Origin of the sequence: Rugamonas apoptosis, assembly GCF_014042355.1 — a bacterium.
GTDB lineage: Bacteria > Pseudomonadota > Gammaproteobacteria > Burkholderiales > Burkholderiaceae_D > Rugamonas > Rugamonas apoptosis.
This window is the reverse complement of the sequence record NZ_JACEZU010000009.1, coordinates 242,669-253,318: the sequence shown is the minus strand read 5'-3', so window position 1 is coordinate 253,318 and position 10,650 is coordinate 242,669. Positions and strand designations below refer to the sequence as shown.

17 protein-coding genes are annotated in these 10,650 nt (G+C 51.6%); 16 read left to right on the top strand and 1 reads right to left on the bottom strand.

Annotated features, from left to right (window positions below; translation table 11 throughout):
• The first annotated feature begins 171 nt into the window (after positions 1 to 171).
• Both H3H39_RS19155 and H3H39_RS19150 read left to right on the top strand, forming a co-directional pair.
• Positions 172 to 567: a hypothetical protein gene (locus H3H39_RS19155; RefSeq protein WP_182155464.1), complete on the top strand. Its 396-nt coding sequence runs from the start codon at positions 172 to 174 to the stop codon at positions 565 to 567.
• 38 nt (positions 568 to 605) lie between these two features.
• Positions 606 to 779: a hypothetical protein gene (locus tag H3H39_RS19150; protein ID WP_182155462.1), complete on the top strand. Its 174-nt coding sequence runs from the start codon at positions 606 to 608 to the stop codon at positions 777 to 779.
• Between the two features lie 181 nt (positions 780 to 960).
• Here the strand turns inward: H3H39_RS19150 and H3H39_RS19145 are convergent, their stop codons facing one another.
• A complete protein-coding gene (locus tag H3H39_RS19145; RefSeq protein ID WP_182155460.1) occupies positions 961 to 3,201 on the bottom strand; it encodes an ankyrin repeat domain-containing protein in 2,241 nt (746 codons plus the stop codon).
• Positions 3,202 to 4,128: 927 nt separating this feature from the next.
• Between H3H39_RS19145 and H3H39_RS19140 the strand changes: the two genes are divergently transcribed.
• The 14 genes from H3H39_RS19140 to H3H39_RS19075 all read left to right on the top strand — a co-directional run bounded on the left by H3H39_RS19140 (position 4,129) and on the right by H3H39_RS19075 (position 10,645).
• On the top strand, positions 4,129 to 4,398 hold the full coding sequence (locus tag H3H39_RS19140) for a hypothetical protein (RefSeq protein WP_182155458.1): 270 nt from the start codon (positions 4,129 to 4,131) through the stop codon (positions 4,396 to 4,398).
• Positions 4,399 to 4,694: 296 nt separating this feature from the next.
• Complete coding sequence (locus H3H39_RS19135; protein ID WP_182155456.1) at positions 4,695 to 5,237, top strand: hypothetical protein; 543 nt, start codon at positions 4,695 to 4,697, stop codon at positions 5,235 to 5,237.
• 14 nt (positions 5,238 to 5,251) lie between these two features.
• Complete coding sequence (locus H3H39_RS19130) at positions 5,252 to 5,914, top strand: hypothetical protein (protein WP_182155454.1); 663 nt, start codon at positions 5,252 to 5,254, stop codon at positions 5,912 to 5,914.
• Between the two features lie 72 nt (positions 5,915 to 5,986).
• Positions 5,987 to 6,406: a hypothetical protein gene (locus H3H39_RS19125; RefSeq protein ID WP_182155452.1), complete on the top strand. Its 420-nt coding sequence runs from the start codon at positions 5,987 to 5,989 to the stop codon at positions 6,404 to 6,406.
• On the top strand, positions 6,403 to 6,630 hold the full coding sequence (locus tag H3H39_RS19120; RefSeq protein ID WP_182155450.1) for a hypothetical protein: 228 nt from the start codon (positions 6,403 to 6,405) through the stop codon (positions 6,628 to 6,630). The genes H3H39_RS19125 and H3H39_RS19120 overlap by 4 nt, the downstream gene beginning before the upstream one ends.
• Before the next feature lie 3 nt (positions 6,631 to 6,633).
• Positions 6,634 to 6,876, top strand: a complete 243-nt coding sequence (locus tag H3H39_RS19115; protein WP_182155448.1) for a hypothetical protein — start codon at positions 6,634 to 6,636, stop codon at positions 6,874 to 6,876.
• A 280-nt stretch (positions 6,877 to 7,156) separates the two neighbouring features.
• A complete protein-coding gene (locus H3H39_RS19110; RefSeq protein WP_182155446.1) occupies positions 7,157 to 7,480 on the top strand; it encodes a hypothetical protein in 324 nt (107 codons plus the stop codon).
• A 105-nt stretch (positions 7,481 to 7,585) separates the two neighbouring features.
• Positions 7,586 to 7,825 carry a hypothetical protein gene (locus tag H3H39_RS19105; RefSeq protein ID WP_182155444.1) on the top strand — a complete coding sequence of 80 codons (240 nt, stop codon included), beginning with the start codon at positions 7,586 to 7,588 and terminating at the stop codon, positions 7,823 to 7,825.
• A gap of 96 nt (positions 7,826 to 7,921) precedes the next feature.
• The gene (locus H3H39_RS19100) at positions 7,922 to 8,131 is read left to right on the top strand and encodes a hypothetical protein (protein ID WP_182155442.1); all 210 of its coding nucleotides are present in this window, start codon (positions 7,922 to 7,924) and stop codon (positions 8,129 to 8,131) included.
• A 715-nt stretch (positions 8,132 to 8,846) separates the two neighbouring features.
• Positions 8,847 to 9,074, top strand: coding sequence for a methionyl-tRNA formyltransferase (locus tag H3H39_RS19095; protein WP_182155441.1), 228 nt, complete (start codon positions 8,847 to 8,849; stop codon positions 9,072 to 9,074).
• Between the two features lie 102 nt (positions 9,075 to 9,176).
• Positions 9,177 to 9,380 carry a hypothetical protein gene (locus H3H39_RS19090; protein ID WP_182155439.1) on the top strand — a complete coding sequence of 68 codons (204 nt, stop codon included), beginning with the start codon at positions 9,177 to 9,179 and terminating at the stop codon, positions 9,378 to 9,380.
• Positions 9,381 to 9,422: 42 nt separating this feature from the next.
• On the top strand, positions 9,423 to 10,073 hold the full coding sequence (locus H3H39_RS19085) for an HNH endonuclease (protein WP_229218135.1): 651 nt from the start codon (positions 9,423 to 9,425) through the stop codon (positions 10,071 to 10,073).
• A 6-nt stretch (positions 10,074 to 10,079) separates the two neighbouring features.
• The gene (locus H3H39_RS19080) at positions 10,080 to 10,331 is read left to right on the top strand and encodes a hypothetical protein (RefSeq protein ID WP_182155437.1); all 252 of its coding nucleotides are present in this window, start codon (positions 10,080 to 10,082) and stop codon (positions 10,329 to 10,331) included.
• 62 nt (positions 10,332 to 10,393) lie between these two features.
• Positions 10,394 to 10,645 (top strand): hypothetical protein, encoded by a 252-nt coding sequence (locus tag H3H39_RS19075; RefSeq protein ID WP_182155435.1) that lies wholly within the window; start codon positions 10,394 to 10,396, stop codon positions 10,643 to 10,645.
• Positions 10,646 to 10,650 lie beyond the last annotated feature (5 nt).

Sequence of the window (10,650 nt, the reverse complement as noted above, 5' to 3'; positions counted from 1 at the left end):
CTTCTATAACCGCCAGCGGCGTCACTCGCGCCTTGGCTACGTATCACCAGCATCGTTTGCCGCTGATTTCAGCAAACAGGCGCTGGCGGCTTGAAACGGAAGTGTCCACTATTGACAGTACACCTCAGGTTCAGCGGGCAGCGACGCGCTCGTGCACTCGGGCGAAAAATTGTGCCAAACCCTTTTTGGCACCAAACTTCAGTATTTTGCGGAAACGATCAAGGCAGGCAAGTATTCAAAGTGGGTTACCAAGGACTGGGTGGTGACGGTGACAACTTCCGAATGGCCCAAGAAATTGGGCTACGATATTGTCGTGAAATTTATGCCCAACAAGGCGTTGTAGGGAAAATTCGGATGTCCAATTTGATTAAGAAGAACCACGCGCAAGACGCGCTGGATGCACAACCGGCGCGTCATGAACGCATCATCACCGCAGCTACCGTCATGAGCGACAGTGAGAAAAATGAGCTGGGGGTGTGGGAGCAGGCTCACGCGACTGGCGATGGTCATTACACTACCAGTGACTGGCCGGGCTGGGACGCAGTGATAAACCGTATCTCTCATTGATCGGAAAATACCGTATAAACGGTTTATAAGGAAAATACATGAGTAGAAATTTCGATCCATATGGCCCGCAGCGGCACAAAAAAGGGCGCAAGAGTCACCTAGCTGCTGCGATTAACCAAAATATCCATAACCATCCGTGGATGGGATGGGTATGGATGGTAATTTTTATATTTTTGATCGGCGGTAGTTTCATCCTCGCCATTTCAAAGTGATCGAGGAAAATCGCATAATTCCTCTATGTCGAAATTTGTCGACAGCAGAATCGAAGTAAGTCACAAGTTGGTCATTGCATTGAGAAGGTCAGTGTGGTGTCGTGCTTGATAGGCTTGAGGTCGGCGCAATCCAACATCAGCTAGCAGACGTTGGATTGCGGCTGCGATTCGCCGAAGACGCTCAGATGATGCCTTTGTTCTGCATGAACCTGAGAACATTGACGGCACCAAAAGCCCTAGCGACTTGCATGCTGTCTAGGCCATCAATGTCCTGCAAGAACGGATTTCCGCCGTGCCGCAGTATCAGGTCGAAAGCACCGACGCTATTGCTTTCAGCCGCGAGCATCAGAGGTGTCCTGCCTTTAACCGGGTACCCGACCTGGGCGTTTGGATTGGCTCCATTTTTGAGTAAGAGTTCAGCAATTAGGATAAGTTCGCTTTCAGGGTGTTGTTCAACCAATTCGGTCACCGTCGATTTAACCAGTTCGTGGAATATTTCCAGGTAATGCTGGTCTTGAAACACGAGTTTAGTTAAGTCCTGATCGCCGAATATTCCTGCCATCGAAACCCGATACCTGCGCAAAGCTTCCTGCTCAAGTGCGTCTCGTTCAGGTGTCGCCGAACGAAGCAGGCGTTCGTACGTTTTTTTGGGAGACAAAATCTTTCCTAGTATCCCGATGCAATAATAAAGCGGTGTCTCGCCTGAGATGTTTCCACGTAGATTCGGATCGGCTCCCATGGTAAGCAGTGCCGCGACGACTTCGGGTTTGCAGTAGTCAATTGCTTCAAACAGTGGCGAAAGTCGTTTGCGATCTGTCAGTGAATTTAACGTTGCAGTGCTGTGGGGCACTGCAAGCAGCAGATCAAGGGTATGCCGCTCGTTGGATTGCCGGGCATGCTGAATTGCACAGAGTAGGGCAGAGCCGCCTGCTGAGTCCAGCAAATTGACATCCGCACCTTCAACAATTAACGCCTTGACGGCTTCCGCGCGGCCAAACGAAGCGAATAAGCGAAGCTGTGGATGTCTGCGAGTCTGTCCGTCTGCAAAGGTAATCTTTACGGTCCTGTCCGGGTTCCGAAGGTCAGGGACGCGAATATCTAATTCTGCCTCGTCGATGAGAAGGACAGGGAGGAGAGGTCGGCCGGTTTCCTTATCCAACGCTTCAGGAAAAAGCCCCCAGGTCGGGAATACTCCGTGGAAGGAATCGTGAAAATGTTCAACTTCCCAGTCCTCAAGCACCTCAGCATTTTCTTCCGATGGTGGGGAAATGACCTGCAGTGCAATTGCCAGATGTTTTAGCCGACGTATGAATTTTATGTCACCGAGTAGCCCGGCCAGAGCCATCGCTTCCTTCAATATTTCTTTTTCGTTTGGCCCAGCGCGATAGCTTGCCAATCCGACTGCTTTCCGGTAGAACGGCAGCGCCGCTTCGGTATCTCCGGACAAAACATGCCAGCGCCCTTGGAACCAGTTGAGTGCATAATTGGAGCGACCCTCCGGATCATATAGGCCAAGTAACCTCTCGAACTCTTGTAGGTTCTGACGGCAGCGCTCTTTGTCTCCTTCGAGCTTGCCGGAAGTTCGACGCAGCTGCTCGCCGAGTGTCAATCCCGGCACGATCAATGCGGAAAAGCGCTGGTTTATGGTTTGCACACCGTCGGACAGTATCTTGCCAATGTCGTGTACGGGATACCCGTTTTGGATAAATGCATATAGGGCCGCTTTGAGACCAGAATTCTGTCCGCTTTGTTCCAGCCATTCAAGTGCTCTTGCGATAAGTAGCCAGCGTCTGAGGTGTGGGAGGAGGCTTTCTGTGGAGGACTCCCCATTTTTCGCCAACGCACCCAGGAACAATTTCATACTCGTGAAATCAGGAAGCTGTGTACCACGAATCCAGCGCTGAACTAGCTCTCGCGATGGCCTGTCACTCCCGGTCGATTCGGGGTATGCCTGTTTGGCGAGTTCCGTCGGCTGGTCGGGAGAGAGCCAGCGAAACACGATTTCGATCGCATTCTGTCCATGTCCAAGCAATTCTGTCAGGTCTGGTCCGCTCCAGCGTTTGCAGATCTGAGAGAGTGCTGCGGCCCCGTGCGGTACGAAGAAGTGATCAATAAGAGTTTGAAGGGCGTCTTCTCTTAACAGACTGTCCAATGGGACGGTGACAACGAGGGACATATAGTCCCTATGGAAGTGCCATAGTCGGTCACATAGAAATTGTGCGAAATTAGTATCGGTCAGACGGCAGAGTGGTTGATAAAAGAGTTCATCAAGCAGAGTTCTGGGCAACGCCCAATCGACGTCGCCTTCGCGGGCGTAGCGATCGACGCTCCTGTTCTTTGCCTTTGTGTCGAAAGCCAGGGCGAGAATCCGGAAAATTTCACCCATGCGTGGATAGGGGGGGAGCAGTTGTTCTTCGGTCATGGTTGGGGCGTACTGCAGAGTATTAGCCTGCGAATATCTCGCTTGAAATTGTAATAGGCCCGGTAATCGCTTGGGGTGCCGGGAACCGCTATTGATATTCCGAAAGGGGAGACTAATTTGCCATGCTTGTTTCCTCGCTGATAATGCCATCCTTTACGGATTAGTTCCCGTACAAATTGAGCAATATTTTTATTGCTGCTGTATTTCACGTGACGACTCCCTCCCGGGACGTAGGTCGTCCCGGGCTCAGATGAATCAGGATTTATGACTTTACTTACCCTTCGCATTCCGTGCCGCTGCACTTTTCGCTCGAGCAGTGAATGAATTTGCAGGCACTTGACCGCCAGTCTTGCGTGCGGTCGCAGACTCGATTCGGGCCGCTGCGGTGGCGTCCATTGGTTGGGCGGGAGAAGTCTGTTTTGCGGTGGACATGTTTGTTCCTTTCAAAGTGGTTGTTGGTTGGTGCTGCCGTTGGCAACGATATGGACTTTAGCTAGTCACGCTAGTGCGGGCTGCCGCGCTGGTGGTCGGAAAAGGCGAGGAAATGCAACATATTGTTTTTAAAAAGGAAATTCGCCGCATGGACAAGCACTACCACGACTAGACGAAGATCGACGTGGAGCAACCTGTTGGCTCACGATGTTGCACTGGCCGACGTTCAACTGCTTCTCGGGCACTCTGAACTGGACCATGTTGATCCATATTTGGAGATTTCTCATGCGCGGCTTCGCAAGGCATTCGTTGACACATTGTGATAATTGGTGAGATTGCACCCGTTGCAAATAATCTAAAATTGGATTGCAATATGGAAACTTTTTATTGTGATACTTGTAACTAATTCCACGGAAATTCCCGGCGCCGCCTGGCGCCACCGTGTCGGCCGGCAGTCGGCGAACTTATAAGGCCGCTTTATAGCGGAACACCAAAATGATTCGATTTGTGAAGCCAGAAGAATGGGGCAAAGTTGAAGGCAGCGTTGCCGACATGCCATGGCTAGTTGCCAAAGAACGTTTTGTCGGGTTCTTCAAAGATCCTCGCCGTGGATCGGGGTTGTTTGAACACGTTGAGAAAAATCATGGCTGCAATGCGGCGAATGCAACGGACTGGGCAGTGGCGATGAACTCCGTGATCACGATCCTGAACACGATCCCCGATGGTGCTACTGAGGCCGAGGTCATGAACGCCTTTGGGTTGTAACGAAAGTTGCGCACGCCAAAATTAGGTAAGCGATGTATCCACGTTCCGATCTCTACGAATTTCCCGATGGCGCAACCATTACGCCCGCAGGCGCAGCCATGGAAGAATGTATGCGCGCCCGGTTGAGGCATATGGTCGAGGTAAGTGGAGCGGCGATTGGCGAAGATCGTGCGTTGCACGGCAGGCGAGAAGTAAAAGTGGTCGTCCCGGACGACAGCGTTGATGCACTTCTCCGTGCCTTCGGGGAGCCACAACCTAGCAAACGAAATATTTAGGAAAAATTTCAAGGAAAACACGTGGATAGGAGCGCCTTCAGGCAGATCAAACTCAGCACACGCGATAAGGTGCACACCGTGGTCGCCTGGATGAGGTTTATCCAAAGTGAGCAACTACCGGTGCCACGAGACGCAGCATTCGAATTACGCTTTATTCAGGAAACTCACGAAGCTGTGATCGTTCGATTGCGCGATACCGACACCTGGTTGCAGGAGCATGTCGCGCGACTGTTCTGGACGTGTGTGGATATGGGGCTGCTGGAGTATCAATATCCATATCCACACACTGGACAGAGTTACTCACCTACGCGCCTCGGGAGGATCGTCATTGCGCTGCCCAGGCCACTGGCAAGCGGACTGGTAAGAACCTTATTAATGTTTGAGAGCCTTGCCGGCCCCATCAAGAATTTTTCGAAAATCCGCAATGCCGCAGCTCTTCTGACCGCACTGGTGGGGTGGTACAGTAATCCGCAGGTTCAAGCGATCACACTCGCAATAGTCTCCGCAGTAGTGGCGATTGTAAGTACGTGGTTAGCACAATTCCTGACAACCGTAGATGACTAGGGAAAATGGTTGATATGGAGAAGAACTGGGCAAAAATCAGTGTGCAGGTATCGATCGCCGGCGTCTTGGTGGCGATACTAGCAATCCCGGCAAATTGGCCCAAAGTTCAACGCATCCTTGGGGTAAGCGATGTGCCCTTGCCAGCGCCACCTGTGCTCGCAAACAAGGATGGACGAGTCAATCATCAACCTGGCAGTAAATCGCATCAAGCTAATCCAAAAGAAAATGTGAAAGAAATTGATGAGGTTGTTTTTTACCTCCGACAATGTTCTCTTAGCGCTGACACCCTTCCAGCGCTACGCGCCATATCATGTGAATTGGATGTTCGAAGCACTAGGACCCGAGACGTGAAGATTGCATTCACTGCTACAAATATTTTGGCGGTGAGTTCTTGTGGCTCTAATCTTACCGCTACCGATTCTATTGAGATTGGCGATGTAACCAGCCTTGGTTCTGGTGTGATCAGCGACAATCTCGCGGCGGGCGCTAGATTGACCTTGCGATTAGAATTACCTACAGGGAGGGTCTGCGATGGACTTCAGCTTTTGCGGATTAATTCAGAAATTGGCGAGGATATGGTTTCCGTTGAGTTCAGAGAGATACCAGTTTCCATAAGTGGCGATCGCTATGAAGATCAACCGTGGTTTTTTCGAATAAGACGTTGGTTGCTCAGCTGATATGTAGGGAAAATACTTTTCAGCAGCACCTACGGACCGGAAAGCACTCCAATTTACCAAGTAGAGGCACCGATGACGAGCGAGAAGAATACTACTGAGCTTGAAGACGAACTTAAAACGTTAATCGCCCATCACAAAAAATGGGAAGGACGAGACTTTACTTGGGCTCAAGTATTTGTATGGGGCGGGATCATCGCGTCAGGAACGTCGAGCATATATGGTTCTGGCATTACTGAAATGGGCCATTTTTTCGCAGCGGTCGTTGGCGCAATCCCAGGTGTACTTATCGTGGTCGATAAGACCTTCAAATTTTCAGCACGGGCATCGTGGCATGCACGATATCGAGCAGCCTTAAACTCGCTTTTTCGCAAGCTGCGGGATGAAAACTCTCCTGTCCCGCCAATATCCCAAGCGCTAAGTAAGCTGGAGTCAGAGATGGAGAGGGATTTTCCCCCAATGGATCCTGAAATCCTTGGCGGAAAGCGCAGATGAACTTCAAGGAAACCGACATGACTGTACATTTTGATCAAGACAATGGCCCAGGCACGATATTGACAGAAGAGCACCGGGCCGCAATCGAGGAAGGCATCAAAGAGATTGACTTCGAGTTGGGCCGCTGCGGTCATGAAGAAGCACGCGACTTGAACCGCAAGCGGGCACACTTGTTTGCCGAGTTGGAGGCTGGCCAGACGCTCCCATTTCCCGACGAGGAATAATGTATGACTGTAATTACCATAAGGTTCACCGGTACCTTGTCTCCAGACGGAGTGGGCGCAAATAGCCCCAATGGCAACCAGACATTCGAACCCGGAAAGCCGGTTGATCCATTTGATTTCGAAGAAGTTTTACAGAGTCTTCAGAGCGGAGACAAGATCGTCGTAATTGGCGAGCCAGACGATGATGCAAAGAAGGCGCTAGCGGGGCTTGCTGAAGATGGCCATGACATCGAATACATCGCATAGATCGGAAAATAATGGCCAAGAAATGGATTCCAATGCCCGCGCCTGTTCGGGCGGCATTAGACGAACGCATAGCTCACCGCTACCGCGATCTGATAGCAAAGGTGCCAAGACTGGATGTTCCGAATCCTAGCATTACTCACGAAGTATCAGCCGACGGTTTCACCGCAGAAGTTCGGTTTTACTCTGAAGATGGTAGGTCTTCGTCTTCTCATTGGCAATACACCAGTCGCGACCAGCGCTGGTATATGTCTAACGACTGGAATGACTGATCGAGGGAAATATGTCCGTACAATCGATTCAAGCAATCCAAGCATGCATGGCATTTCTCGGCCTGCGTCTTGATCAACCGGTGCACAAGTCAGTTGGCTGTTTTTTTGCAAAGCAAGGTGGCAGTGCTGGGCCAATGAGGGTGGTGTTCCAGAACGACGTTCATGGCCATCAAGGTCCTTACCTTGTATTCGATCACACAATCCGCGGATTTGGTATCCCCTTCCAGGAGTTCAAGCCCGCCTACCAGACTTTCCAATTTAAAGAAGGCAACGATGCTGGTACTTTGATGTGTGCGGGAAACGGATATGTTTTCTCCATGACTTTTCAGCGCTGATTCAGAGGAAAGGAAAATCGAAGAGCATACGGGCATCATGCTCTGATTATAGGGTAACGGCACTAGTGCCCCGCACCAGCCGGAAGCTGGAATAAGGTATGAACGATGCTTGCACAGAAGACCTATGACGCGACCGCCATTGGCGCGATCGGTACGATGACTTACGGTGGAATGGTAGCCGTTGGCCAAGTTGATGATGGCGCCGGCTACGAGCGCTTTGCTACGTTCGTGGATGATCTGGAAGCGATGGAGCGCCAGGGCCTCGTGCGGATCGAATCGAGGCACTTCGAGTCCCAAACCGGCAAGCGGCATGTAGACATGGTGCGGTTTACTCGGCTCAAGTGAGAATAGGAAATCGCGCCAGGTCGCACCGTAGCCGCCCACGAGGCGGCTGGAGCATTGAGAAGGTCAGGCGTGGTGCCGGGCCAGCGAAGGATGAAAATGGACTTTGAAAAATACAATCGCTTGATCGCGGCAATCAACGACCAACTGGAAACGATTGCTGATATGACGCAAGCTCAGGCGTTGACCGGCTGCGCAAATGAAGACAATCCACTTTTCAAAGCCGCGATGCGCGAGCATAAGCGCTTGACGGATGCGGCAGCGAAGCTGAATGACCAGGCTTTGCGTGCGCTCGGGATCAATCAGTAACTGCCAAGGAAAATCGAAGCGCAGGAACTTCCATAAAAGGAGTTGCCACGGATTACGCGGCAACTTAATTTTTGAATGTGCTAGTCAATTGTGCGAACAACCCACATGGAAGGAGGATCAGAAATGTTGAATCCAATGGGTACGCCCTTATCGGCTTCAAGCATTTGCCGTGCGGCTTCTCTGGCGGGGCGGCAAAGCCTTCTTTCTGAGCTGCGAGAGCGGCGGTCCAACGGGCCGTTTCCGCACGGGGACGCATTCGATCAGGCGCGAGTGCTGCTTGGCCTCAACAATGCAATCGACCAACTGATTTTAGAGTTCGAGGATAAATAGGAAAACACGGCAATGTCAAATAGCGATAAATCGACACGATCGGATCGAGTTCGATTGGCCAACGTAATGGAACAACGAGCCGAATGCCGTGTATCAAGTCGGTGGCTTCAATTCAATTCCATTGCACAGGAGAGCCCAGATGGAACAGGAGGTTGTGATCAGCTCGTCTTCGCGAACGTTATGACCCAAAATGCAGAAGGTGTCCCGCACAAGATTTGTGAGTTGGTGCTGGACCGGCAGGAGCTCCTCGATCTGTTAAACCGAATGCCCGTCTACCCACCAAGCCAAATCTAGGAAAACACCCAGAACTGCCCCCCCCGGCCCGCATGACGGGCCTGGTGCATTGAGAAGGTTGGTATGGTGCCGGCCCATGGAGGAAAGAGCAATGCGGATTATCCAGATTACGCCAGCAGTGGACTGGTATTTCAAACACGACGACACTGTTTGGAACGTCGCAGCGTTCGGTCTTACCGATGAAGGTGAGACGATTGGACTCATTGGCGCCGGCAACGACGGAACGCTCAAGACTGTCCCGACAAGAACAAATGGCGCGTACTTGCACCGTCGTCAATTGACCGAGGACGAGATCCTCGCGGCGGATAAGAAGCGCTAAGAAAATTGCGCCCTTGTGGCGCCGGCGACGACCGGTAGCCGATACAGACAATACAGGACCAATTCTATGAGCTAGAATTTTCAAGAGCAGCATGCCGCCAGCTTGGCGCGTATCGTCGCGGGTGCCGACGTGTTGGCCGCACGCGTGACGGTGGACGATGAATTACTGACAGTTCGCGCTGACCAGGTGGGTCAAGCCATTCTGACGTTGCACGGCGCGCCTAAGCCCGGTTTGAAGGTGGTCGCCCAAGTCGAGTATCTGGCGATGTCGGCAGTGGATTTCGCAGCGCTGCCGGACTGGCAGTAACGAATAGGGAAAACGGTATAAATCGTTTATGGGGATGCCTTGATGCAGAATGTCTCTTCAATTGACGGGCCGGGCAGACAGCGTCGGATGGCGTTCAGGGAACCCATACCGGCAATATGGGATGCAGCACGGTTTTTGGACGCGGCCGTTAGCGCATACCAGAACGGACACCGTGCGCTAGCTGTAGAGTTGATCGAGGCGGCCAAGATCCCTGAGGTTGGTCAGTGGGGTTATTCGATTTGGGGCGCCAAGAGCCCTTATTTTCAATTGGAGAAGCGTCCTCGAAACGAATCTGGTTTTGATGCTCGGGTGAAACAGCGAATGCCAACACTCGAGCAGAAGCGGCTCCTTCATAGACGTGATGGATACCAGTGTAGGTTTTGCGGCATTCCTGTTATCAGGGCCGAGGTCAGGAAGAAATTTTGTTTAGCATTTCCCGAGTTGCAGATATGGGGGGCGACAAACGAAACACAGCATGTAGCCTTTCAAACTATGTGGGCGCAGTATGATCATGTAATCCCTCACAGTGCCGGTGGGCAGAATGATCTCAATAATTTGGTCGTCGCCTGCGGGCCTTGTAACTTTGGTCGTATGGATTACACACTGGAAGAGGTTAGCTTAGTTGATCCGCGTGAGCGAGAGCCAGTCAGATCCGCATGGGACGGCCTCGAACGATTTTTAGCCATCACCTAGGAAAATATGCCTGGACCAAAGAGAACGCCGACTGAACGAGCAATTATCTTCGCTGGGGTGCTCGGCGGTCTTAGCCGCGAACAGATCGACGAGTTGTTGAATCCGCTCGGTGTCGCTGCACTGAATCCGAGTAGCTATGCAATGCTGAAGAGCACGTACTTCAGCAGCATGGTGAACGGCATTGGTCAAGCCAGTACAGACTCGCCCAATTCATTCGGCGAATCGATTTTCCATCCGAAGCCCATGGGCGATCTCTGACCAAGGAAGCTCCCACCGTGTTTTCGCGGAGGTGAAACGGTATAAACGATTTATAGGAAGCTATGATGATCGATTACTGCAAGGGCCAATACACAGTACGTGATATGAACGGCGCATTGTTCGGGCGAATTGACGAGGACGAGTGTGTACGGAGCGGCTCGGCCCCTCGCTTCCGCATCGACGGCGATGAATTCTACACACTAGACGGCGTATTGATTGGCTTTATCCAAAGCGGAATCGTTACGACGCCAAAAGGCGAACGCCGTTATATCATTGCATCTGAGTATGGGAAAAGATCATGGCATAAAAAGTGAATCGC